General features: G+C 73.1%; 24 protein-coding genes and 1 tRNA gene. 7 read left to right on the top strand and 18 right to left on the bottom strand.

Annotated elements, in window-relative coordinates; genetic code table 11:
- Window positions 1–10 precede the first annotated feature (10 nt).
- Entirely contained in the window at window positions 11–271 is a 261-nt protein-coding gene (gene rpsT / locus SHK17_RS07115; protein WP_172270953.1) for a 30S ribosomal protein S20, read from the top strand.
- A gap of 60 nt (window positions 272–331) precedes the next feature.
- Here rpsT and holA read toward each other — a convergent pair whose 3' ends face one another.
- The 6 genes from holA to leuS all read right to left on the bottom strand — a co-directional run bounded on the left by holA (window position 332) and on the right by leuS (window position 9853).
- A complete protein-coding gene (gene holA / locus SHK17_RS07110) occupies window positions 332–1318 on the bottom strand; it encodes a DNA polymerase III subunit delta (protein WP_322921574.1) in 987 nt (328 codons plus the stop codon).
- Window positions 1319–1330: 12 nt separating this feature from the next.
- Entirely contained in the window at window positions 1331–3598 is a 2268-nt protein-coding gene (locus tag SHK17_RS07105) for a ComEC/Rec2 family competence protein (RefSeq protein ID WP_322921573.1), read from the bottom strand.
- A gap of 3 nt (window positions 3599–3601) precedes the next feature.
- A complete protein-coding gene (locus SHK17_RS07100) occupies window positions 3602–4462 on the bottom strand; it encodes a ComEA family DNA-binding protein (RefSeq protein ID WP_322921572.1) in 861 nt (286 codons plus the stop codon).
- Between the two features lie 142 nt (window positions 4463–4604).
- Window positions 4605–6248, bottom strand: a complete 1644-nt coding sequence (locus tag SHK17_RS07095) for an RDD family protein (RefSeq protein WP_322921571.1) — start codon at window positions 6246–6248, stop codon at window positions 4605–4607.
- A 177-nt stretch (window positions 6249–6425) separates the two neighbouring features.
- Window positions 6426–7325, bottom strand: a complete 900-nt coding sequence (locus SHK17_RS07090) for a DegV family protein (protein WP_322424522.1) — start codon at window positions 7323–7325, stop codon at window positions 6426–6428.
- A 29-nt stretch (window positions 7326–7354) separates the two neighbouring features.
- Window positions 7355–9853, bottom strand: a complete 2499-nt coding sequence (gene leuS, locus SHK17_RS07085; RefSeq protein ID WP_322921570.1) for a leucine--tRNA ligase — start codon at window positions 9851–9853, stop codon at window positions 7355–7357.
- Between the two features lie 154 nt (window positions 9854–10007).
- Here leuS and SHK17_RS07080 point away from each other — a divergent pair, with 154 nt between their 5' ends.
- Window positions 10008–10772 (top strand): hypothetical protein, encoded by a 765-nt coding sequence (locus SHK17_RS07080; protein WP_172270939.1) that lies wholly within the window; start codon window positions 10008–10010, stop codon window positions 10770–10772.
- Here the strand turns inward: SHK17_RS07080 and SHK17_RS07075 are convergent.
- Window positions 10765–11283: a DUF4870 domain-containing protein gene (locus tag SHK17_RS07075; RefSeq protein ID WP_322921569.1), complete on the bottom strand. Its 519-nt coding sequence runs from the start codon at window positions 11281–11283 to the stop codon at window positions 10765–10767. The two genes, SHK17_RS07080 and SHK17_RS07075, sit on opposite strands and share 8 nt — an antisense overlap.
- A 228-nt stretch (window positions 11284–11511) precedes the next feature.
- Here SHK17_RS07075 and SHK17_RS07070 point away from each other — a divergent pair, with 228 nt between their 5' ends.
- Genes SHK17_RS07070 through SHK17_RS07055 form a run of 4 tightly spaced genes read left to right on the top strand, consistent with a single transcriptional unit; the run spans window position 11512 to window position 14467 of the window.
- Window positions 11512–12090, top strand: coding sequence for an ArsR/SmtB family transcription factor (locus SHK17_RS07070; protein ID WP_322921568.1), 579 nt, complete (start codon window positions 11512–11514; stop codon window positions 12088–12090).
- The gene (locus SHK17_RS07065; RefSeq protein ID WP_322921567.1) at window positions 12087–13337 is read left to right on the top strand and encodes an MFS transporter; all 1251 of its coding nucleotides are present in this window, start codon (window positions 12087–12089) and stop codon (window positions 13335–13337) included. Before SHK17_RS07070 ends, SHK17_RS07065 begins: the two co-directional genes overlap by 4 nt.
- 9 nt (window positions 13338–13346) lie before the next feature.
- Entirely contained in the window at window positions 13347–14108 is a 762-nt protein-coding gene (locus SHK17_RS07060; RefSeq protein ID WP_172270933.1) for an SDR family NAD(P)-dependent oxidoreductase, read from the top strand.
- 5 nt (window positions 14109–14113) lie between these two features.
- Entirely contained in the window at window positions 14114–14467 is a 354-nt protein-coding gene (locus SHK17_RS07055; protein ID WP_322921566.1) for a hypothetical protein, read from the top strand.
- A gap of 25 nt (window positions 14468–14492) precedes the next feature.
- Here the strand turns inward: SHK17_RS07055 and rocD are convergent, their stop codons facing one another.
- From rocD to SHK17_RS07015, 8 genes are all read right to left on the bottom strand, one after another.
- Window positions 14493–15728 (bottom strand): ornithine--oxo-acid transaminase, encoded by a 1236-nt coding sequence (gene rocD / locus SHK17_RS07050; protein ID WP_322921565.1) that lies wholly within the window; start codon window positions 15726–15728, stop codon window positions 14493–14495.
- A 12-nt stretch (window positions 15729–15740) separates the two neighbouring features.
- Window positions 15741–16379 carry a maleylpyruvate isomerase family mycothiol-dependent enzyme gene (locus SHK17_RS07045; protein ID WP_322921564.1) on the bottom strand — a complete coding sequence of 213 codons (639 nt, stop codon included), beginning with the start codon at window positions 16377–16379 and terminating at the stop codon, window positions 15741–15743.
- A gap of 81 nt (window positions 16380–16460) precedes the next feature.
- Window positions 16461–16533, bottom strand: a tRNA-Ala gene (locus SHK17_RS07040).
- 91 nt (window positions 16534–16624) lie between these two features.
- A complete protein-coding gene (locus SHK17_RS07035) occupies window positions 16625–17254 on the bottom strand; it encodes a histidine phosphatase family protein (protein ID WP_322921563.1) in 630 nt (209 codons plus the stop codon).
- Entirely contained in the window at window positions 17251–17610 is a 360-nt protein-coding gene (gene rsfS, locus SHK17_RS07030) for a ribosome silencing factor (protein WP_172270925.1), read from the bottom strand. Before rsfS ends, SHK17_RS07035 begins: the two co-directional genes overlap by 4 nt.
- Entirely contained in the window at window positions 17607–18263 is a 657-nt protein-coding gene (gene nadD, locus SHK17_RS07025; RefSeq protein ID WP_322424530.1) for a nicotinate-nucleotide adenylyltransferase, read from the bottom strand. The genes rsfS and nadD overlap by 4 nt, the downstream gene beginning before the upstream one ends.
- 14 nt (window positions 18264–18277) lie before the next feature.
- The gene (locus tag SHK17_RS07020; protein ID WP_172265519.1) at window positions 18278–18430 is read right to left on the bottom strand and encodes a hypothetical protein; all 153 of its coding nucleotides are present in this window, start codon (window positions 18428–18430) and stop codon (window positions 18278–18280) included.
- A gap of 19 nt (window positions 18431–18449) precedes the next feature.
- Complete coding sequence (locus SHK17_RS07015; protein ID WP_322921562.1) at window positions 18450–19700, bottom strand: glutamate-5-semialdehyde dehydrogenase; 1251 nt, start codon at window positions 19698–19700, stop codon at window positions 18450–18452.
- A gap of 38 nt (window positions 19701–19738) precedes the next feature.
- Here SHK17_RS07015 and SHK17_RS07010 point away from each other — a divergent pair, with 38 nt between their 5' ends.
- A complete protein-coding gene (locus SHK17_RS07010) occupies window positions 19739–21292 on the top strand; it encodes a hypothetical protein (protein WP_322921561.1) in 1554 nt (517 codons plus the stop codon).
- Between the two features lie 61 nt (window positions 21293–21353).
- Here the strand turns inward: SHK17_RS07010 and SHK17_RS07005 are convergent, their stop codons facing one another.
- The 3 genes from SHK17_RS07005 to SHK17_RS06995 form a co-directional block, all read right to left on the bottom strand.
- Window positions 21354–22331: an electron transfer flavoprotein subunit alpha/FixB family protein gene (locus tag SHK17_RS07005; protein ID WP_322921560.1), complete on the bottom strand. Its 978-nt coding sequence runs from the start codon at window positions 22329–22331 to the stop codon at window positions 21354–21356.
- 33 nt (window positions 22332–22364) lie between these two features.
- Window positions 22365–23150 carry an electron transfer flavoprotein subunit beta/FixA family protein gene (locus tag SHK17_RS07000; protein WP_438862010.1) on the bottom strand — a complete coding sequence of 262 codons (786 nt, stop codon included), beginning with the start codon at window positions 23148–23150 and terminating at the stop codon, window positions 22365–22367.
- A gap of 188 nt (window positions 23151–23338) precedes the next feature.
- Window positions 23339–23641, bottom strand: a complete 303-nt coding sequence (locus SHK17_RS06995) for a hypothetical protein (RefSeq protein WP_322921559.1) — start codon at window positions 23639–23641, stop codon at window positions 23339–23341.
- Window positions 23642–23703: the final 62 nt, after the last annotated feature.

Raw genomic sequence — 23703 nt, 5'->3', positions numbered from 1 at the left:
GGATCCACACGTGGCGAACATCAAGTCCCAGATCAAGCGCAACAAGCAGAACGAGGTGCGCCGTCAGCGCAACCAGGCCGTGAAGTCGCGCCTGAAGACCGCGGTCCGCAAGTTCCGCGAGCTGTCGGAGACCGGTGACAAGGACGCCGCTGCGGCTGCCGGCCGCGACGCGATGCGCGCGCTCGACAAGGCCGCGTCGAAGGGTGTCATCCACTCCAACCAGGCGGCCAACCGCAAGTCGTCGATCGCCAAGAAGGCCGCGTCGCTCTGACCCGGGCCTGCTGAGCAAGACACCCGCCCACGTGGCGGGTGTTTTCGCATTTCGGGGACCTCAGCGGGAGTCGCGCAGCCCGGCCACGGTGAGCACCAGGCGCTCCAGCGTGTAGGACGCGTCGTGGGCCTGGCCCTTGATGTCCGCATCGGCCACCGCGACCGCCCGGACCGCCGCGGCGATGCCCTCGGGGCTCCACGACCGCGACTGGTCGCGCACGGTGCGGACCTTCCACGGCGGGACGCCCAGGTCGCGGGCGAGGTCGGCGTCGCGGGCGCCGCGCGAGGAGCCGAGGTAGCGCGCGAGGCTGCGGGCCGAGGCCGCCATGGCCGAGGTGACCAGGACCGCGGCGGTGCCGGTGTCGAGCGCCCAGCGCAGCTCCTCGAGCGCCAGGGCGCGCTTGCCGGAGAAGGCGGCGTCGGCGACGGTGAAGGACTTGGCCTCCGCGCGTCCACCGAAGTAGCGCTGGACCTTCTCGACGGTGAGCTGCTCGCCGGGGTAGTCGTTGGTGAGCTGGTCGGCGGCCGCGGCGAGCGAGCGGAGGTCGTTGCCCACCGCCTGCACGAGGAACGTCGCGGCGTCGGAGGTGATCTTGGCGCCGCGCGAGGCCACCTCGGAGGTCACGAAGCCGGGCATCTCGTTGGCCCGGACCTCCTCGGACTTCACCTCGGTCACGGCCGACAGCTTGCGCAGCTTGGTCAGCACGCCGCTTCCCTTCGCCCCGCCGGAGTGCACGAGCACCAGCGCGACGTCGTCGGCCGGGGCGGCGCAGTAGGACAGCAGGCCGTCGACCGACTCGTCGGGGAGGTCCTCCAGGCCCCGCACGACCACGCACCGCACGGTCGAGAACAGCGACGGCGCGGACATCTCCCCGAGGGAGGCCAGCGTCAGGTCGGACGCCGCGGACTCGGCCAGCTCGGCCTCGACGTCGTGGGCCCGCACGGCCTCGCGGACCGAGGCGACGGTGCGCGCGGAGAGGTATTCCTCCTTGCCCGTCACGAGGACGACGTGGCCGAGGACCTGCGCGGCGGAGGGGGTGCGTGCCATGGTGCGGCAACTCTATCCGCGGGCGACGACACCGACCCCGCCCTCCCGCTCCACCACCACGAGGTCGCCGGACAGGTCCGTGCGCCAGGTGCGCGCGCCGGCTGCCGTGAGCGCGGCGAGGAGGTCGGGGGCCGGGTGGCCGTAGTCGTTGCCCTCGCCCACCGACACCAGCGCCAGCCGGGCGCCGAGCGACGCGAGCCAGTCGAGGTCCTGGTGCCGGCTGCCGTGGTGGGGCACCTTCAGGACGTCGACACGGAGCTCCGGCAGCTCGCGGGCCAGGGCCGCCTGGGCGGACGGCTCCACGTCCCCGGTCAGCAGGATGCGCACCCCCGACACCTCGGCCACGAGCACCACGCTGGCGTTGTTGGGCGCGCTCTCGCTCGGGTCGGTCCCGCTCCCGTCGGGCCGCGGCCACACCACCTGGAGGGTGACGTCGCCGACCACCCGCGTCGCGCCGTACGCCGACAGCGCCGGGCCGCGGCCCACGGCGTCCTCGACCGACAGCACGCCCGCGGCTGGGTCGAGGAGGCCGGTCGCCTCGATCGTGCCCACCCGGCGCCCGTCCACGACCCCGGCCACCCCGCCGACGTGGTCGGCGTGGAAGTGGGTCAGCACGAGCAGCGGCACCGAGGTCACCTCCAGCCGGTCGAGGCAGGCGTCCATGGGCGCCGGCTCGGGCCCGGCGTCCACCACCACGGCGTCGTGGTCGCCGGCGCGCAGCACGAGGCCGTCGCCCTGGCCGACGTCGCACACCGCGAGCACCCACCCGCGTGGCGGCCAGCCCGGGATCGGTGGGCGCACCAGCATCACCACCACGAGCAGCCCGGTGCACGCCATCGCGGAGGCCGGCCTGCCCAGCAGCCGCGGTGCCACGAGCACGGCCGCCACGCACAGGGCCGTGAGGGCCGCGAGCGGCACGGGACCGGTGCCCCAGTCCACGGCCGCAGTCGGCACGTCCGCCCCGCGCCGTGCCACCGCGATGATCCACGCGGCCGACCAGGCGGCGGGAGCGGCCACGAGGACGCCCAGCGGCGCCCACAGGAGTCCGAGCAGGCCGCCGGCCAGGCCGAGGACCGTGGCGGGCGCGACGGCCGGTGCGGCCAGCAGGTTGGCGCCGACCGCCACCAGGCTCACCTGTCCCGACAGCGCCGCCACCACGGGGGTGCAGGCGACCTGGGCGGCCAGCGGCACGGAGACCGCCTCGGCCACCCACCGCGGCGTCCACCGCATCAGCGCGTCCCGCCACGGCGGCGCGAGCAGCAGGATGCCGGCGGTCGCCAGCACCGACAGGGCGAACCCCGGTGTCACGGCGAGCCGCGGCCAGACCAGCAGGAGCCCGAGGACGGCGACGCCCAGGGCGCGGGCGCCGCGCGAGCGCCCGTTGGCGCCCATGCCGACGAGCGCGACCGTGCCCATCGCCGCGGCGCGTACGACGCTCGGCTCGGCGCGGGCCGTCATCACGAACCCGACGATGCCGACGGCCGCCAGCGCGTGCAGCCACCGCCCGCGCACGCCGAGCCACCGGCCGAGGACGAGCACGGAGCCGACGACGAGCGTCAGGTTGGTGCCGCTCACGGCGAGCAGGTGCGTGAGGCCGGTGGTGCGGAAGTCGTCGGCGAGCGCCGGGTCGAGACCGCCGTCGTCGCCCACGACGAGCGCCGGCACGAGCTCGCGGGCGTCGGCGTCGCGGCCCTCGACCGCGGCCCGCACCGACCGGCGTACGGCTGCGGCGGCGTCCCACCAGACGTCCGGCTCGGCGACCACCCGCGGCTCACCGGTGGGACGCACCAGCGCCGCCACGTCGCCGTCGGCGGGCACCAGCCGCGCCGCGGTCTCCAGCGACGTGCCGAGCGGCGGGCGCGGCCAGTCCGCGTCGGCCATCACCACGACCGGCGCGTCGAGCGACCACGCGCTCCCCCGCCCCTCGACCCGGGAGACGCTGGCCTGCGCGACCTGCAGGTCGCCGAAGCGGCCGGCGACGACGCGTACGTCCGAGGCGATCTCGAGACGCAGCGAGACGACGGCACCCTCCTCGGCCAGGGCCGCCAGCGGCGAGGTGGCGACCAGGGTCTGCTGCAGGGTCGCCACGCCCGCCACTGCCACCAGCGCCGCGGTCGGTCCCAGCCAGCCGGGAGTGACCAGCCGACGCGCGACCCCGAGCACCGCCGCCGACGCGACCAGCACCACCACCGCGAGGGCCACCCACCCGGGCAGCAGCAGCACGAGCAGGGCTCCGGCCCAGGCACCCGCACCCAGGGCGAGGGCGCGGAGGTCGGGCACGACTCAGAGGGTGACGAGCGGCGCGAGGTCGGCGAGGGTGGCCTCGCCGATGCCGTCGACCTCGAGGAGCTCGTCGACGGAGGTGAAGCCCCCGTGGGCGTCGCGCCAGGCCAGGATGGCGTCCGCGGTCACCGGGCCCACCCCGGGCAGCGTGTCGAGGGCCGCCTGGTCGGCGGTGTTGAGGTTGACCAGGGTCCCGCCCGGTTGGGTCGGCGTACCGAGGGTGCCGGCCACACCGGCCGCCGGTGCCACGCCGACGAGGATCTGCTCGCCGTCGACGAGCAGACGCGCGAGATTGAGGCCGGTGAGGTCGACCCCGCGGTTCGCGCCGCCGGCCGCCTCGAGGGCGTCGACGACCCGGGAGCCGGGTGGCAGCACCGCGATGCCGGGTCGGCGCACCTTGCCCGCCACGTCGACCACCAGCTCGGTGGTCGCGCCGGGGTCACCGGTCCCCGTGGAGCCGGGCGCGTCGGCGCCGCCGTCGGTGGCGAGCGGGGTCAGCGGTGAGGGCGCTGACGACACCGGGGCGACCGGGACGACCTCCGCCTGGTCCCGGACCGACCACCACGCCGCCAGCCCGACCGCCGCCGCGGCCACGACCGCGACCACCGCGAGGTGCACCGGACCCAGCTGCAGCCCGCCGATGCGCAGCCGTCGCGAGGCGTGCCGCCCCGGTACCGGCAGCACCACCGGCGCCGGGGCCGGGGCCGCCGCCTCGGGACGTTCGCGGACGCGCGTGTGCGCCGACGAGTAGTCGCCGAGGTCGCCGGGGTCGCCGCGCACGGCGGCGAGCTCGGCGCTGAGCGTCGCCAGTCGCCTCGACACCGCCTCGGCGTGCTCGGAGGAGGACTGGGATCGGCGCATGCCTCCACGCTAGGAACGCCGGCACCCCCTCCGACAGGGGCGTTCGCCGATCTGTGGAGAGACCCGGCGTCCCATCACTCCACCTGGCGTCATCCCGATCCGTACGCATGCGTGCCGGGTTCGTATGACGCAGCCCGAGGCGTCAGACCGCGGTGCGGAGCAGGACATCCCCGTCGGGTACGACGACCGTCCCGGCCGCGAGGTCGTGCAGGGCGCGGTGGTCCCGTCCGACGAGGATCCCCACCAGGCCGAGCCCCGCCAGCAGGCAGCTCAGCGGGAAGACCAGGGTGCGCACCACGGCTTGCCGCGCCGACACCGGCGTCCGGTCGGTCCGTACGACGCGGGTGCCGGCCAGCCACTTCCCCGCCGTCTGACCGGCGACGGCGACGCACCCGGTCGTGTAGACGAACCACCAGACGGCGAAGGCGACGCTCGCGACGAGGCCGTCCTGGCTGCCGAGCTGGCGGCGGGTGAAGGCGTCGACCAGGACGGCCGTCGCGGCCCATCCCAGGGCGAAGGTGCCGCTGACGGTGAGGACGTCGACCAGGGCGCCGAGGGCCCTCGCCACGGGCCCGCTGGTGGTGGACCGGTCAGCCTCAGCGCCGGGCCGTACCCGCTCCACGCCCCGGTCCACACCGGTGTCGAGCGACGCGGCCGTGACGCGGACCCGGTCGAGCACGGACACGGCCACCTGGCCCGTGCTCGCCCTGACCATCGCTGCGACGTCCACCCGTTCCACCAGCTGGGCGACGTCGACACGTGCGAGGACCCGGTCGAGGTCGACCCGGTCCAGCACCGCGTTGACGTCGACGCGTCGCAGCACGGCGTCGAGGTCCACCCGGTCCAGCACCCGGTCGAGGTCCACCTTGTCGAGCACCCGGTCGAGGTCGACCCGGTCGAGCACCCGGTCCAGGTCCACCTTGTCGATCACCCGGTCCAGGTCCACCTTGCCGAGCACGCGGTCCAGGTCCACCCGGTCCAGCACCGCGTTGACGTCGACCCGGCGCAGCACGGCGTCGAGGTCCACCCCGGCCACGACCCGGTCCAGGTCCACCTTGCCGAGCACCCGGTCCAGATCCACCCGGTCCAGCACCGCGTTGACGTCGACGCGTCGCAGCACGGCGTCGAGGTCCACCGCGGCCACGACCCGGTCCACGTCCACCTTGCCGAGCACGCGGTCCAGGTCCACCCGGTCCAGCACCGCGTTGACGTCGACGCGGTCCAGCACCCCGTCGAGGTCCACCGCGGCCACGACCCGATCGAGGTCAACCCTGCCGAGCACGCGGTCCAGGTCCACCTTGTCGAGGACGACATCGAGGTCGACGTTCGTCAGCAGCGTGGTCAGGTCCACGCGGGCGAGGAGCCGGTCGAGGACGACACCCTCCAGCAGCCGGTTGACGTCGATGCGGTCCAGCACGGGGTCCAGCTCCACGCGCGCCAGCAGCGCGTCGAGGTCCACTCCCGCCAGGACGCGGTCGAGGTCGACCGTTTGGAGGATCGTGTCGAGGTCCACGCGGGTCACCAGCGCGGTCATGTCGACCCGGCCCAGCACGGGGTCGAGCTCGACGCGCGCGAGGACGGCGTCGACGTCCACCCGGGCGATCACCGAGTTCGGGTCGACCCGGTCCAGCAGCCGGTGCACGTCGATCCGGTCCAGCAGGGTGTCGATCTCCACCCGGGCCAGCAGCGCGTTGATGTCCACGGCGCTCAGCACGATGTCGGGGTCGACCGTCTGGACGACCCGATCGGTGACCTGCCCCGCGAGCCGGCCGAGCCTTGACGCCATCGGCACCTCCAGAGCTCGACGGGCGCACGTCCGGTGCGTCCGGCGCGAGGGTCGCGCCGCCAGCACGCCCGCGTGGTCCCCGAGGGTGGCACGCAACTCAGGCTCCGGGGTCACCCGTTCCGGGTGTCCTGCGGACGGTGTCCTGCGGAGGGTGTCCTGCGGACGTCAGGTCGCGGGTCAGGCGTCCGGCCGGGGCGAGACGCAGACGGCGACCATGCCCGGTCCCACGTGCGCGCCGAGCACGGCACCGAGCTCGCCGCACATCACCTCGCGGCCCTCGAGGCCGTCGGCCAGCCGCTCCGACAGGATCGCGGTCAGCTCCTCGGCGCGATCGGCGTTGGACAGGTGCGCGACACAGACGTCGACGGCCTGGTCGCCCGCGGCCTCGACGGCGAGCTCGCCGAGCCGGGCGAGCGCTCGCGACGCCGTACGCACGCGCTCGCGGGGCGCCACCTTGCCGTCGACGATCTCGAGCAGCGGCTTGACCGACAGGGCGCTGCCGACGATGGCGGCGGCCGCGCCGATCCGGCCGCCGCGACGGAGGTACTCCAGCGTGTCGACGTAGAACAACGACGTCGCCGCCCGCCCCCGCGACCGCGCTGCCTCGGCGGCCTCCTGCGCGCTGCCGCCGGCCTCGAGCACGTCGAGGGCGGTCAGCGCGGCGAACCCGGTGGCGATGCCGACCTGGCCGGTGTCGACGACGTGCACCGGGAGGTCCACCTCGCCGGCGGCGAGCTGGGCGGACTCGAAGGTGCCGCTCATCTCGCGGGACAGGTGCACCGAGACGACCTGCTCCACCCCGGCGGCCGCGAGCTCGCGGTAGAGCTGCACGAACAGCGCGGGCGCCGGCCGTGAGGTGCTGACCGGCACGAACTCGCGCAGCGCCGAGGCGACGACCTCCGGGGTCGCGCCGTCCGGCCCCTCGTCGAGCACCCTCGCGCCGATCACGACCTGCAGCGGCACGACCCGGATGCCGCGGTCCGCCGCCAGGTCGGCGGGCAGGCTCGCGGTCGAGTCGGTGACCACCGCGACGCGGGGCACGGCTCGCGGATCGACCGGGGGCTCGACCTGGGACATGGGGGCGACCCTAGCGGCCGTCACGCTCCTCAGACGACGATGTTCACGAGCTTGGGCGCCCGCACGACCACCTTGCGCACGGTCGCGCCGTCGAGGGCCCGCTGCACGCCGGCGTCGGCCAGGGCCGCGGCCTCCAGGTCGGCCTCGGTGATGTCCGGGGACACCTCGAGGCGCGCCTTGACCTTGCCCCTGAGCTGCACGACGGCGGTGACGGTGTCCTCGACCAGCAGCGCCTCGTCGACGGCCGGCCAGCCGGCGCGGACGACGGTGGGCTGGTGGCCCAGCCGCTCCCACATCTCCTCCGCGGTGTAGGGCGCGACCAGGGACAGCAGCACGGCGACCGCCTCGGTCGCCTCGCGCACGGCCGGGTCGTCCGGACCGCAGCCGGAGTCGATCGCCTTGCGGGTGGCGTTGACCAGCTCCATCACCCGCGCCACCATCACGTTGAAGCGGTAGTTCTCGACCAGCTCGGCCGCGTCGTGCACGGTCCGCGCGGTCGTACGCCGCAGCGCGACGTCACCGGTCGACACGTCGGCGCCCGGGGCGGAGGTGACGTCGCCGGACAGCCGCCAGGCCCGCTGCAGGAAGCGCAGCGACCCGTCGGGCGACATGTTGGCCCAGTCGATGTCGTCCTCCGGCGGACCCGCGAAGACCAGGGTCAGCCGCACGGCGTCCACGCCGAAGGCCGCGAGCTGGTCCCCCAGGTTGACGCCGTTGCCCAGCGACTTGCTCATCTTCTTGCCCTGGTTGATCACGAAGCCCTGGTTGAGCTGGGCCGACCACGGCTCGCGGAAGTCGACCAGGCCCATGTCGTTGAGCACCTTGGTGAAGAAGCGCCCGTAGAGCAGGTGCAGCACGGCGTGCTCCACCCCGCCGACGTAGAGGTTGGCCGGCATCCAGGCGTTGACCAGCTCGGTGTCGAACGGCCGGTCGTCCTCGTGGGGCGAGCAGTAGCGGAACATGTACCAGGACGAGTCGACGAACGTGTCCATGGTGTCGGTGTCGCGCGTGGCCGGGCCCCCGCACGTGGGGCATTCCACGTTGACCCACTCGGTGGCGCCACCGAGCGGCGAGGTGCCCTTCGGCTTCAGGTCGCTGCCCTTGAGCATCGGCAGCGTCACGGGCAGCTGGTCCTCGGGGACGGGGACCTCCCCGTCGACCGGGCAGTGGATGATCGGGATCGGCGGACCCCAGTAGCGCTGACGGCTGATCAGCCAGTCGCGCAGGCGGTAGTTGACCGCACCGGAGCCGCGCCCGTCGGCCTCCAGCCGCTCGATGATGGCGCGGATCCCCGCGACCTTGTCGCTCAGGCCGTCCAGCTCCCCCGAGTTCACGTAGGCGCCGCCGCCCGAGGTGGCGACCCCGGTCTCCTCCGGGTCGTCCTCCCCCGTGTCGATGACGCGGCGCACCGGCAGGTCCATGGCGCGGGCGAAGTCGAGGTCGCGCTGGTCGTGCGCGGGCACGGCCATGATCGCGCCGGTGCCGTAGTCGGCCAGGACGTAGTCGCTCGCCCACACCGGGATCTCCTCGCCCGAGACCGGGTTGGTCGCGGTGATCCCCAGGTCGACGCCGGTCTTCGGGCGGTCGGTGGCCAGCCGGTCGATGTCGGAGGCCTTGCGGACCTCGACCAGGTAGTCGGCCAGCGCCTGCGCGCGGTCCGGGTGCACGATCTCCCCGGCCAGCGCGGCGTCGGCCGCGACGACCATGAACGTCGCGCCGTACAGCGTGTCGGGACGGGTGGTGTAGACCTCGATGTCGCGCTCACCGTCGGCGGCGTGCAGCGTGAAGGTCACGTGGGCGCCCTCGGAGCGGCCGATCCAGTTGCGCTGCGCGGTGACCACGCGGTCCGGCCAGGTGGGCTCCAGCTCGTCCAGGCCGTCCAGCAACTCCTGGGCGTAGTCGGTGATCTTGAAGTACCACTGCGTCAGCTCCTTCTTGGTCACCTCCGCCCCGCACCGCTCGCAGAAGCCGCCGACGACCTGCTCGTTGGCCAGCACGGTCTGGTCCTGCGGGCACCAGTTGACGGGGCTGTTCTTGCGGTAGGCCAGGCCGCGCTCGTAGAACTTCAGGAACAGCCACTGCGTCCAGCGGTAGTACTCCGGGTCGGAGGTGTTGAAGGTGCGCGACCAGTCGAACGACGCGGCGTACCTCTGGCACGACTCGATCGAGCGCGCGATGTTGGCGCGCGTGTAGGTGTCGGGGTGCTCGTCGTTGCGGATCGCGGCGTTCTCCGCCGGCAGGCCGAACGAGTCGAACCCCATCGGGTTCAGCACCTCGTAGCCACGCTGCCACCAGTAGCGCGCGACCACGTCGTGCAGCGCGAACACCTCGGCGTGGCCCATGTGCAGGTCACCGCTGGGGTAGGGGAACATCGTCAGCGCGTAGCGCTTCTCGCGCGGGCTGTGGTCGTCGGCGCGGAACGGCTCGAGCTCGCCCCAGACGCGCTGCCACTTCGTCTCGGTGGCCTCGATGTCGTACGACGCGGGCTCGGTGGCGCTCGGGTCGTGGGCTCCGGTGTCGGTCGTCATGGCTGGTCCTCTGGGGCAGTTGCGGGCGAAGCGGGGTCGGGCATGAAAAAACCCCTCACATGGAGGGGTAGCCGCGTGCCGGTCCGGTGGGACTGGTCAGCGCGGCTGAGGAAGGAGCAGGTCCTGGTGCACGAGAGCCAGCATACTCGTATCCATGGCTGCCGACCTGAGCAGGTACGACGACGTGCTCGCGTTCCTCGGCCGGCTCCCCGAGGAGGTGCCCGCGCTGCAGGTCGTCGTCGTCAACGGATCGGCCGTCACCGGCGGCTGGGACGAGCACTCCGACCTCGACGTGGAGGCCTGGTGCAGCGGCGACGCGGCCGCGACGTACGACGCCGTGCTGGCGCTCGCGCGGCACGAGCTCCAGGTCGACCACGTGTGGGAGCTGCCCGAGGCGACGTGGCCCGACGGCCGGCAGTGCTTCGTGCACCTCCAGCCCGACGCGGCCGACCTCAGCCGGCCCACGCGGCTCGTCGACCTGGTCGTGCAGACGATGCCCGAACGGCTCACGATGGACACCCGTCGCCACGGCGTGCCCGTCGTGCTGCACGACCCTGAGGGTCGGCTCGTCCTCGAGGACGACGACGAGGCCGAGCTGGAGGCGCAGCGCCGGTACGCGGTCCAGCAGACGGCGGCACGCCGCCAGACCGCCGCCTGGCTGGTCGAGCGGGCGCTCGCGCGCGGCGACCTCGCCGAGGCGACGACCCTGCACCTGCGCCTGGCGGTCGAGCCGCTGGTGCGGCTGCTGCGCATCGAGCACTGCCCGGCACGGCACGACTACGGGCTGCGCTACCTGCGCACCGACCTGCCGGCCGGCTACGCCGAGCGGGTGGAGGCGCTGCTGCCCGGCCCGGACCTCGCGGTCCGGGCCCGGGCGGCGTTCGCGTGGCAGGACGGGGTGCTGGCCCGCCTCACTTGACGAGCTGGGGGGTGAACGGCGGGTTCCACCACTCGCCGTTGTAGGCCTTGACGGCCCCGATCACGTGCAGGACGCCGGCGACGACCAGCGGCACGGCGAAGACGGGCAGGAACACCACGAACCCGATGCCGAGGGTGACGATGCCGAGGACCACGTAGATCACCGCGGCGACGACCAGCCAGATGAACATCGAGATCTGCACGTTGATCGAGTTGGCGGCGTGCGCCCGCACGAAGGGGCCGCGGTCCTTCTGGATGACGTAGACGGCGATCGAGGCCAGGAAGCCGAGGAAGCCGGCCGAGCAGATCATCGCGACGACGGCGCCGGCGTGGCTGATCGCGCCCCACGTCCGCTCGTCCTCGGGCGACATGGTGGCCGGCGCCTGCCGGTAGGTGCCCTGTGGCTGGGAGGAAGGCTGCTGGTAGGGCTGCTGGCCGTAGGTCGGCTGGCCGTACGACGGCTGGCCCTGCGCGGCGGGGTCCTGCGGGTGCTGCGGGTACTGGTCGGACATCTCACTCACTCCTCGGTGGGCCGGGTGCCCTGCGATGCGACAAGCCTCCCACGCCGAGGCGCGCGGATCACGCGCTCCAAGGGGGTGGTCAGGGTCGAGTCAGGGTGCGGTCCGGGGTCCTCGGTACGCCGACGGCTTCCCCGTCCTGCGGACAGGTCCCCAACAAGTGTTTGACAGTTGAGCGCCTCCGCGTCCAGACTCACTCCCCAACGACTGTTGGAGGGTGACATGGCGGACCAGACGGGCGAGGCCACGGCGGGCGCCGTGGCGCGGCTGAGGGCGACTGCGCACCCCCTGCGCCTGCGGATCCTCTCGCTGCTCACCGCGGAGGCGATGAGCGCAGCGGACGTGGCCCGCGCCCTCGGCGTGACGCACGCCAACGCGTCGTACCACCTGCGGGTCCTGCACGACATCGGCGAGCTGGTCGTCGAGAGCGAGGAGAAGATCCGCGGCGGGGTGGCGAAGCGCTATCGCTACGACGCGACGCGGGACCTGCCCGCCCAGGGGGCGGAGGTCGGCGACCGGATCGCGTACGCCCGCGCGACGGCCGTGGAGGTGGAGCGGCGGCTGCTCGACGTCGCACCCGGACACTCCTCGTCGAGCGACCTGGAGGCCTGGGTGCCGGTGGAGGCGTGGCACCGCGCGGTCCAGCTGCTGCACGAGGCGTCGCACGTCCTGCACGCGGCGGCGCGTCCCGCCGGCACGCCGGACACGGTGCACGTCAGCGCCACCTCCACCGCCTTCACGATGACGGGCGGCCTCACCGGCGACGCCGTCCGCTGGACGCCCTCCGAGGAGCACCGATGAACTGGTCCGAATCGCTCGCGCCGCTGCGCAACCGCAACTTTGCGTGGTACTTCGCCTCGCGCCTCGTCAACACGTTCGGCAACATGATGGCGACCGTCGCGCTGGCGTTCGCCGTCCTCGACATCACCGACTCCCCCACCGCCCTGGGCCAGGTGCTCGCGGCGCACACCATCCCGATGGTCGCGCTGCTGCTGTACGGAGGGGTGATCGCGGACCGGATCCCGCGCACGCTCGTGCTGCAGTTCTCCAACGTCGCCTCGGCGATCAGCCAGGGCGCGATCGCCGTTCTGGTCCTCGCCGGGCACGCGGAGATCTGGATGCTCGTGTGCCTGAGCATCGTGCACGGCGCCGTGTCGGGCGTCGGCTTCCCGGCGATGGCCAGCGCGCTCCCGCAGCTGGTCCCCCGGTCCGACCTGCAGCCGGCCAACGCGCTCGTCTCGCTCACCCGCAACGGGATGATGGTGATCGGCCCCACCCTCGGCGCCCTCCTGGTCGTCACCGTCGGGTCGGGGTGGGCCCTCGCGGTCGACGCGCTCACGTGGGCGCTCGCCGCCCTCCTGCTGGTGCCGGTGACGATCCCGCCCAGGGAGTCCGCGGGCGAGCCTGCCGACACCGTCCGTGAGCTGCGCGAGGGGTGGAGCTTCTTCTGGGCGACGCCCTGGCTCTGGATCGTCGTCGTCGGCTTCGGCGTGCTCAACCTCATCCACGCCGGCGCCTGGACCACGCTCGGTCCCGCGATCGCCGACGACACCATCGGCCGCCAGGGCTGGGGCTTCGTGCTGTCCGCGGAGGCGGCCGGGTTCCTCGTCACGACCGTCGTCCTGCTCCGGGTCCGCCTCGAGCGGCCACTCCTGCTCGGCATGCTCGGCGTGCTGCTGATGGCACCGCCCATGCTCATCCTCGGGGTCTCGCCGCACCTGGTCGGCCTGGTGGTCGCGGCCTTCGCGGCCGGCGCCGGCACGGAGGTGTTCGGCATGGGATGGAACCTGGCGATGCAGGAGAACATCGAGGACCGGATGCTGTCGCGCGCCTACTCCTACGACGCACTGGGCTCCTTCGTCGCCATCCCGATCGGCCAGATCGCGTTCGGTCCCCTCGCAGCGGTGTTCGGCTATCGGCCGGTCCTCATCGCCTCGGCCGTCGCGTACGCCGCCATCGTCGCGCTGGTCCTCTGCTCGGCGTCGGTGCGCAACCTGCCGCGCGCGCCGGCGACCCCTGCGGAGACGGTGACCACCACCACGCCGTAGATTCTCGCCATGGGAGTCCTCGATCACTTTCGCCTCGACGACAAGGTCGTCATCGTCACCGGCGCCTCGAGCGGCCTGGGGGTCGCTTTCGCCCACTGCTTCGCCGAGGCCGGGGCCGACGTGGTCCTCGGGGCGCGGCGGGCCGACAAGCTCGAGCGCGTCGCCGGCTCGGTGCGCTCGACCGGGCGCCGGGTCCACACGGTCGTGACCGACGTCGCCGACCCGGAGCAGTGCCAGCGCCTCGTCGACGAGGCGATGGCGAAGTTCGGCCGGGTCGACGTCCTGGTCAACAACGCCGGCGTCGGCACGGCGGTCCCCGCCACCCGGGAGACGCCCGAGCAGTTCCGCTCGGTCATCGACGTCAACCTCAACGGGTGCTACTGGATGGCGCAGGCGTGCGGCCGCGTGATGCAGCCCGGCTCGAGCATCGTCAACATCTCCTCGATCCTCGGCATCACGACCGGCGGCCTGCCCCAGGCGGCGTACTCCGCGTCCAAGGCGGGCCTCGGGGGCCTCACCCGCGACCTCGCCCAGCAGTGGACGGGCCGCAAGGGCATCCGGGTCAACGCCCTGGCGCCCGGGTTCTTCGCCTCGGAGATGACCGAGACCTACCCCGAGGGCTACATCGACCTCGCGCTCCAGCGCGTCCCGGCCGGCCGCAAGGGCGACCCGCGCGAGCTCGCCGCGACCGCGGTCTGGCTGGCCTCCGACGCTGCCGGCTACGTCACCGGCCAGATGATCCCGGTCGACGGCGGCCTGACGATCGCCTGACCGAGATGGCGCAGGTCGAACGATCCCGCGCGGGCCTGCTGGCCGTGGCGGGCGTGGCCGTGGTCGGGCTGCTCAAGCTGACCTACCCCTACTGGCAGCTCGACCTGCCCGGCGAGCGACCCGTGCGCGCCCAGTGGGACCCCGACCTAGCGGTCCGCAACGCCTTCAACAAGCACCAGGTGGCCCTCGGGACATCGGTCCGGATGACGACCGCGGACTGCGAGGAGATGGGCAGGGCCAAGGGCTCCACCGGCCACTGCGTCGTGCGCTACGACGACGGCGGGACCGACGAGCTGACGTTGACGATGCTCGAGGACGGCGGGGACTTCGACATCGAGGTGACGCAGGAGGACCGCTGAGGCGACGGCAGCCCGGACGTGGCGCTCAGCCGGCGGTGAGGATCTCGGCGACCGCGTCGACCAGGCCGGCGATGTCCTCGTCGCTGGCCACCAGCGGCGGGGCGAAGCGGACCGTCGAGCCGTGGGTGTCCTTGGCGAGGATGCCGCGCGCCATGAGCGCCTCGGACATCTGGCGACCGGTCATCAGCGCCGGGTCGATGTCGATGCCGGCCCACGCGCCGCGGACGCGCACCGCCATGAGGCCCTTGCCGACGAGCGGGCGGAACCCGGCCTCGATCTGCGCGCCGATCTCGGCCGCGCGGGCCTGGAAGGTGCCCTCCTCCAGCATCGCCACGACCTCGGTGCCGATCGCCGCGGCGAGCGGGTTGCCACCGAAGGTGGACCCGTGCGACCCCGGGGTGATGACGTCCATGATGGCGTGGTCGGCCGCGATGGCGGAGACGGGGTAGATGCCGCCGCCGAGCGCCTTGCCCATGATGTAGACGTCGGGGACGACGTCCTCGTGGTCGCACGCGAAGGTCTTGCCCGAGCGCGCGAGGCCGGACTGGATCTCGTCGGCGATCATCAGCACGTTGCGCTCGGTGCACAGCGCGCGGAGGTCGCGCAGGAAGCCCTCGGGCGGCATGACGACGCCGCCCTCGCCCTGGATCGGCTCGAAGAGGACGGCCACCGTGGTGTCGTCGATGGCCGCGGCGACCGCGTCGACGTCGCCGTAGGTGACGCTGCGGAAGCCCGTGGTGAAGGGGGCGTAGCCGGCCGTGGCGACCTCGTCGTCGGAGAAGCTGACGATCGTCGTCGTGCGGCCGTGGAAGTTGCCCTGCATCGTGATGATCGAGGCCTGGCCCGCCGGGACGCCCTTGACCTCGTAGCCCCACTTGCGGCTCACCTTGATCGCGGTCTCGACGGCCTCGGCGCCGGAGTTCATCGGCAGGATCATGTCCTTGCCGGTCAGTCGCGCGAGCGCCTCGGCGAAGCCGCTGAGCTGGTCGTTGAAGAACGCGCGGCTGGTCAGCGTGAGCTTGCCCAGCTGCTCGCGCGCGACCGCCACCAGGCGCTCGTTGCTGTGGCCGAAGTTGAGCGCGGAGTAGCCCGCGAGGCAGTCGAGGTAGCGGTTGCCGTCGACGTCGATGACCCAGGCGCCCTCGCCCTGCGCCAGCACCACCGGCAGGGGGTGGTAGTTGTGCGCGGCGTAGCGCTCGGTGGTCTCGATGTGCGCTGCCGTGGCGCTGCTGGTGCGGGTGGAGAGGTCAGTCGCGGTCATGTCCGCATGGTGTCACCCGGCGGCCGTTCCGCCAACACGCCGACGCAGGATCGCGAGCCCCTCCCCACGCAGCTCGTCGAGCGCGACGGCCCGGCCCGCAGCGGCCATCAGCAGGGCCTCGCCGGGGCCCGCCACCTCCGGTCCGTGGCCGGCGGTCCAGCCGATGTCCTCGGCGACCAGGCGGAGCCCCGTCACGTTGCTCCTCGACGGCAGGGTCGGGGCGCGCAGGGAGAAGTCGAGGACCGGCACGAGGCGCTCCCGAGGGATGACCCGCGGCATGCCCAGCGCCCGCCGGACGTCCTGGTGGTGGATCGTGCCGTCGGTCAGCGCGATGCCTCCGCCCATGGCGGACGGGAGCCCCCGTGGACGCCGGCAGGCCGCAACAAGCCGGACCACGTCGGCGGGCTCGAGCCCGGCGTACCGGCGCAGCGCGACCTCGTTGACCGTCGCGGGTCGCAGGCCGCCGCGCACGAACGTCGTCACCGTCTGCGGCACCGACAGCTCGTCATAGCTGACCACGTGGGTCACGACGTCACGCACCGACCAGTCCTCGCACAGCGACGGGGCGGCCCACTGCTCCGGCGTCAGGGACTCGGCGAGCCCGAGGAGGTCACTCCGCTCCTGCTCCGCGAGCGGCATCAGGTCGGCCATCCGCCGATCATGCACCGGCCGAGGACTGCTGCGGAAGACGCCGAAATGCAGCGAAGGCGCCCGGAGGCGCCTTCGTGTCGGTGGAGCTGAGGGGACTCGAACCCCTGACCCTCTGCATGCCATGCAGATGCGCTACCAGCTGCGCCACAGCCCCAACATCGTCTTCCGGTGGTGCTGGAGGACAACGCGGAGAACATTAGCCGACGGCGACGGCGAGGTGAAATCGGGGTCCCGCGCCCGGTCGCTCACGGCGTCACGACACGGTTCCAGGCGATGAGGCGCCACCTCTCGATGCCGCCGGTCCACGTCGAGGCCGCGTGCTCGAGCTCGACCCACCCGCAGTTGTCGAGGACGCCCAGCGTCTCCGCCGGCTCCGTGCCCCAGCCGAGGAAGGCCGGCACGACGGCGCGCAGGGCGGCACCATGGGAGACCAGGAGACCGGTCTCGCCCTCCCCCAGCCCGTCGGCGTACGTCGTCAGCGCGGGCAGGAAGCGGCCGAGCACGTCGTCGACGGTCTCGCGCCCCGGGATGCGCTCGATCTCGCCGGCGAGGAGGGCGGCGTGCTCCTCGGGGTGCCGGGCGGCGTACTGCTCGTTGGTCAGGCCCATCCGGTGGGGCCCGACGTCGAACTCCCTCAGCCGCGGGTCGAGGACGGGAGCGAGTCCCGCCTCGGCGGCCACCGCGGCGGCGGTGCCGGCCGCGCGGGCGAGGTCGGAGGACCACACCGCGACCGGCCGGCACGCGGCGAGGACCGGCGCGACGGCCTTGGCCTGCGCCTCCCCCAGCTCGTCGAGCGGCACGTCGGCGTGCCCCTGCGCGCGCCCGGCGTCGTTCCAGGCGGTGCGGCCGTGGCGCAGGAGGACGAGCCGCCTCACGTCAGGGTCAGCGGGATGAGCGGGCAGTCGCTCCAGAGTCGCTCGAGCGCGTAGAAGGAGCGCTCCTCCTCGTGCTGGACGTGCACGACGATCTCGCCGTAGTCGAGCAGCACCCAGCGGCCCTCCTTGTGGCCCTCGCGGCGGATCGGCTTGGCGCCGTGCTCGCGGAGCTTGTCCTCGACCTCGTCGACGATGGCGCCGACCGCGCGCTCGTTGTTGGCGCTCGCCAGCACGAAGGCGTCGGTGATCGCGAGCTGGTCGCTCACGTCGAAGGCCAGCACCTGGTCGGCCTTCTTGTCGTAGGCGGCCTGGGCGGCGACGGCGACGAGCTCGAGGGCGTGGTCGGTGGCAGTCATGCGGTTTCCTTGCTGGTTGAGCGGGACGAGCCGGACGAGCCGGACGTGGAGGCGTAGAGGTCGTGCTTGGCGATGTACTGCACCACACCGTCGGGCACGAGGTACCACACGGGTTCGCCGCGACGCTTGCGCTCGCGGCAGTCGGTCGAGGAGATCGCGAGAGCCGGGATCTCCACCATGGTGACCCGGTCGGACGGGATCTTGGCCAGCGTCGCGGGGTCCATGGCGTAGCCGGGACGCGTGCAGCCCACGAAGTTGGCGAGGGCGAACAGCTCCTCGGCGTCGCGCCAGGTGAAGATGTCGGCCAGGGCGTCGGCACCGGTGATGAAGAACAGCTCCGCGTCGGGCATCTGGCCCTTGAGGTCGCGCAGGGTGTCGATCGTGTAGGTCGGTCCGTCGCGGTCGATGTCGACGCGGGAGACGGTGAAGCGCGGGTTGGCCGCGGTGGCGACCACCGTCATCAGGTAGCGGTGCTCGGCACCGGTGACCACGCGGTCGCTCTTCTGCCACGGGTCCCCGGTCGGCACGAACACGACGGCATCGAGGTCGAACCAGGCCTGCACCTCGGAGGCGGCGACGAGGTGGCCGTGGTGGATGGGGTCGAACGTGCCACCCATCACCCCGACCCGGCGGCCCGCGGAAGGCTCACTCACGCCGTCGACCCGGCTCAGCTGTGCTCGCGCCCGCCACCGAAGGAGACCACGGCCAGCAGGAGGACGAGGAGCAGGCCGAGCGCCACGGCGCCGATGACGTAGGGACTGACGGCAGGCGCGTCGTGCTCGGCGGTCTCGGCGGCCAGCGTGATGGCGGTGCTCAGCATGGGCGCCACCCTACCGGCATCAGCGGACGTGGCCGTCGCCGACCACGACGTACTTGCTCGACGTCATCTCCGGCAGCCCCATCGGGCCACGGGCGTGCAGCTTCTGCGTGGAGATGCCGATCTCGGCGCCGAAGCCGAGCTCCCCGCCGTCGGTGAACCGGGTGGACGCGTTGACCATGACCGCCGCCGAGTCCACGGCCGCGACGAAGCGCCGGATGGTGGCCTGGTCGCGCGCCACGATCGCCTCGGTGTGGCCCGAGGACCAGCGGCGGATGTGCTCGATCGCCCCCTCGACGTCCTTGACCACCGCGGCGGAGATCTCGAGCGCCAGGAACTCCGCGGCGTGGTCCTCGTCGGTCACCGGCACCACGTCGTCGTACTCCGCGAACGCCTCGTCGCCGTGGACCAGGACGCCGGCCGCCTGCAGGGCCTCGACGACGAGGGGCAGGAACTCGTCGGCGACGTCCTCGTGCACGAGCAGGGACTCGGCGGCGTTGCACACGCTGGTGCGCTGCGTCTTGGAGTTGAGCACGATCGCGAGCGCCTGCTCGAGGTCGGCGGTCGCGTCGACGTAGACGTGGCAGTTGCCCACCCCGGTCTCGATGACCGGCACCGTCGAGCCCTCGACGACGCTGCGGATCAGGCCCGCCCCGCCCCGCGGGATGAGGACGTCGACCAGCCCGCGGGCGCGCATCAGCGCCGTCACGGAGTCGCGGGTCTCCCCCGGCACGAGCTGTACGACGTCCTCCGGCAGGCCGCTGCCCGGCAACGCGCCGCGCAGGGCGGCGACGACGGCGGCGTTGCTCGAGCGGGCGCTCGACGAGCCGCGGAGCAGGACGGCGTTGCCCGCCTTCACGCAGATGCCGGCCGCGTCGGCCGTGACGTTGGGTCGCGCCTCGTAGATCACCCCGACGACGCCGAAGGGCACCCGCACCTGGCGCAGCTCCAAGCCGTTGGCGAGGGTGCTGCCGCGCAGCACCTCCCCCACCGGGTCGGGCAGCCCCGCGACGTCGCACAGCCCCTGGGCCATCGCCGCGAGCCGGCTGTCGTCGAGGCGCAGGCGGTCCACGATGTTGGCGGGCGTGCCCGCCTCCTCGGCCCGCCCCACGTCCTCCGCGTTGGCGGCGAGCACCTGGGGCGCCGCGGCGAGGAGCGCCTCGGCCATGGCGTGGAGGGCTGCGTCCTTGGTGGCGCGCGTGGCCGTGGCCAGCTCGCGGCTCGCGGCACGGGCGCGAGCGGCCACCTCGCGCACGGCGTCCTCGCTGCTCATGGCGCCGAGCCTAGGCCGCCAAGGCCTACCCTCGATCCATGTCTCGCATCACGGGGGCGGTCGTCGCGCTCGCGGTGGCAGCGGCTGTCCTGGGCCCCATGCGCACCGACTCGACCACGGCAGGGGCTCCGCAGGGGTCGACGGCTGCGGCGAGATCGACGCCGGACCTGCCGCGGAAGGTCCCCGGTGGCGTGGAGCTGTCCGTGGCCGACGGTGACCTGCTGCGGATCTGGGCTGCGGACGACCACCGTGCGGTCTGGGCGAAGCGACGCGACGCCACCACCGGCACGTGGGGTGAGCGGCGGGAGGTGCTGCGCACGAGGAACCTCTTCTGCGGCGACGTGGACGCCCGCACCGCCAACGGCGCCGTCGCCGCGATCGCCAGGTGCGACGACGGCGCCTACATCGAGGAGGACGTGCCGACCGCCTCCCGCGCGCTCTGGTCACCCGACGGTGCCACCTGGTCGTCGTACGCCCTCGAGGGCGAGGCCTACGACGAGCCTGGCATCTCCCCCGACGGACAGAACGCCGTGTGGCCGCAGCACGGCCGCTACGTCACCCGGTCGACCGCGGGGTTCGACGAGCACACCTTGGACAGCGAGGGCCAGGAGATGCCGGTCACGGCGACCATCACCGACGCCGCGCAGGTCTCGTTCCTCTACTCCGTCTCCCTCCCGCACGGTTGCCGTCTCGTGGTCCTGACCCGCACCGGCGATGCCGTGCCGGCGCGGCAGGACCTCGAGACCGCCAGCGGGTGCGGCTACACCCCCCTCGACAACCTCGACAGCGACACGGTCTGGTCCGACGGCCGGAGCTCGCTCGCCCGTCGCACCCTCATCTCCCGCGCCGACCCGGCCTCGCCGTGGACCATCGCGGCGATCGCGCCCGTCGACGCCCCGGGCCTCGAGCAGACCTGGAACATGCTCGACCAGCGGTACTTCACCGCCCCCGGACTGCCCCTGCTCGCCCTGGGCTCCCCCGACCGCCGCTTGCTGCTGGCGCAGACCTACGACCCGGTCGCGCAGTCCTGGAGCCCGCCCGTCACGGTGTACGACGCCGGCCGCTGGTGCCACTGGGGCGACACCTCGACCTCGGAGTCGATCGAGGTGCTGGTGGCCGAGCTGAGGTGCGGCCAGGGGCGCCGGGTCGCCCTCACCACCGGTGACGGCACCATCTGGCGGGCGGTGCAGGGCAGTCGGACCCCGCGCGGCATCTCCGCCGACGGGCGGTACGTCGTCGTCCCCGCGCGCTCCCGCACCCACGTCATCTCGCGAGAGCGAGGCGTCGTGTCGCTCCCGGGCGGGGTGACCGGCCGGTGCGACGTCGCGGTCCCCGACGGTCCGGACGGAGCGGTGCTCCTCACGTCGGCCGGGCGCAACCAGGGCTGGCCGACCGTCCTCCAGCACTCGACGCCGCAGGGATGGTCCCGCCTGTCGAGGACGACGCTGCCGACCCCGTCGCGCGTCTGTCGCTCGCTCCAGGCCTCGGGGCCGACACTCGACTCCTTCGACATCGGCTGGCGCGTCCGGGGTTACACCGTGCGGATCCGCGAACGCGACGGCCGCTGGTCGGCGCGCCGCGACCGCGGCTGACCCGGACGCACGAACGCCCCCGACCTGCTGGTCGGGGGCGTTCGCAGTGCGGTGCCGGGTCTCAGCCCTTGCGAGCGGTGATCTGCTCGGCGGCCGCGGGAAGCACCTGGTGGAGGTCGCCCACCACGCCGAAGTCCACGAGCTCGAAGATCGGCGCCTCGGGGTCCTTGTTGACCGCCACGATGGTCTTGGAGGTCTGCATGCCGGCCCGGTGCTGGATCGCACCGGAGATGCCGTTGGCGACGTAGAGCTGCGGCGAGACCGTCTTGCCGGTCTGGCCGACCTGGAACGCGTGCGGCATCCAGCCGGAGTCGACCGCGGCGCGCGAGGCGCCCACGGCCGCACCGAGGCTGTCCGCGAAGCCCTCGACCGGCTCGAAGTTGCCGCCGGTGCCGCGACCGCCCGAGACCACGATGGCGGCCTCGGTCAGCTCCGGGCGTCCGGTGGACTGGCGCGGCTGGGTGGCCACGACCTGGGCGCCCTTGGCGGCGTCGGACACGGTCGCGGTGAAGGCCTCGACCGCTCCGGCACCCTCGGCCTGCTCGGGCGCCGCGGAGTTGGGCTTGACGGTGATGATCGGCGTGCCCTGGGTGACCCGGGCCTGCACGGTCCAGCTGCCGGCGAACACGCTCTGCGTGGTGACGGCGCCGCCGTCGGAGCCGGCCTCGACGTCGACGGCGTCGGTGATGAGGCCCGAGCCGATCTTGATGGCGAGGCGCGCACCGACCTCCTTGTACTCGAAGGTCGAGGGCAGCAGGATCGCCGCCAGTCCCCCGGCTGCGCTGCTCTGCTCGGCCAGCTGCTGCAGCGCCTCGGCCTTGGGGGCCACGAGGAACCCCTTGATCGCGGCGTCGTCGACGACGTAGACCTTCGCCGCGCCGTACTGCTTGACCTTCTCGGCCACGGCGTCGCCCTTGTCGGGCGAGCCGAAGAACACGGCCGCCGGCTCGCCGAGGCGGCGCGCGATCGTGAGCAGCTCGTAGGTGGGCTTCTTGACCTCGCCGTCGGCGTGGTCGACCACCACCAGGACTTCAGACATGTTCGGCTCTCTCCAGTTCCTGTGTCGGCCGGCTCAGATGAACTTCTTGGACGCGAGGAAGTCGACCAGCGCGCCGGCGCCCGAGCCGTCCTCGTCGGTGACGATCTCGCCGGCGGTGCGCGGCGGGCGCTGCGTGGTGTCCTCGACGTGCGTCCAGGCGACCGAGAGGCCGACCTGGCCGGCGTCGACGCCGAGGTCGGCCAGCGACCACGTCTCGAGCGGCTTCTTCTTCGCGGCCATGATCCCCTTGAACGAGGGGTAGCGCGCCTCACCGGACTGGTCGGTCACGCTCAGCACGATGGGGAGCGTCGCGCCGATGACCTCGGTCGAGCCCTCGTTGTCGCGCTTGATGCGCACCTGGTCGCCCTGCGACTCCACCACGGAGGCCAGCGTGACCTGCGGGAGCCCGAGGCGCTCGGCGAGCATCGCCGGGACCACGGAGCCGGCGGCGTCGGTCGAGGCCATGCCGCACACGACGAGGTCGGCGCCGCCCTGCTCGGCCTTGATCTTCTCCACGGCCTTGGCCAGCACGAGCGAGGTCGCGACGTAGTCGGAGCCCGCGATCGCCTCGTCGGAGACGTGAACGGCGGAGTCGGCACCCATCTGCAGCGCCTTGCGGACCGCGTCGACGGCCTTCTCCGGGCCCACGGTGAGCGCGGTGACGGTGATGTCCTCGCCCTCTCGCTTCTCACGGAACTGCAGGGCCTGCTCCACGGCGTACTCGTCGAGCTCGGACAGCAGTCCGTCGACCCCGACGCGGTCGACCGTGAAGTCGTCCTCGAACTTGCGGTCGGCCGTCGCGTCCGGCACGTACTTCACACAGACAACAATGTTCATGGTGGTGTGGCCTCGCGGCCCCTCCTGTGCAATCGGGTGTGCTTGCGAGGTTACAAGTCGCTCACCCGGACCGGAATGGCAGACCGGGTGGGGTCGCTCACAGTGACACTGTCACTGTGAGCGTCCGGTAGCGGGGAGTCGTGCGTGCGCGACGCCCCCCCGCGTCTGGCTCAGGGCCTGATGATGCGGTCGAGCACGCGGCCCAGGACGAGCCAGGCCACGGCGCCGAGACCCCAGTTGAGGAGCGCGTTCTTCACCTCGGCGCCCTGCCCGCGGAACTCCTTGATGCCGTCGGAGCGCGAGAAGACCCCGACGTCCACGAACGCGGCGGCGTTCAGGACGAGGGCGACCAGCTCGTTGGAGGTGTTGGCGTCCAGGGCGATGAGCAGCGCGCCCAGGGCCAGCACCAGCGCCGCGAGCGCGCAGGCGAGCCACACGAGCTGGGCCACCGTCGCCCGGATCTTCGATGCCACTGGTCGGTCTCCTTCGGTGGGGTGTCGGGTCGTCGGCCCGTCGGGCCGTCGGTCGTGACGCC

This window comes from Nocardioides renjunii (assembly GCF_034661175.1).
GTDB lineage: Bacteria > Actinomycetota > Actinomycetes > Propionibacteriales > Nocardioidaceae > Nocardioides > Nocardioides renjunii.
This window is presented reverse-complemented; position numbering and strand designations above follow the sequence as displayed.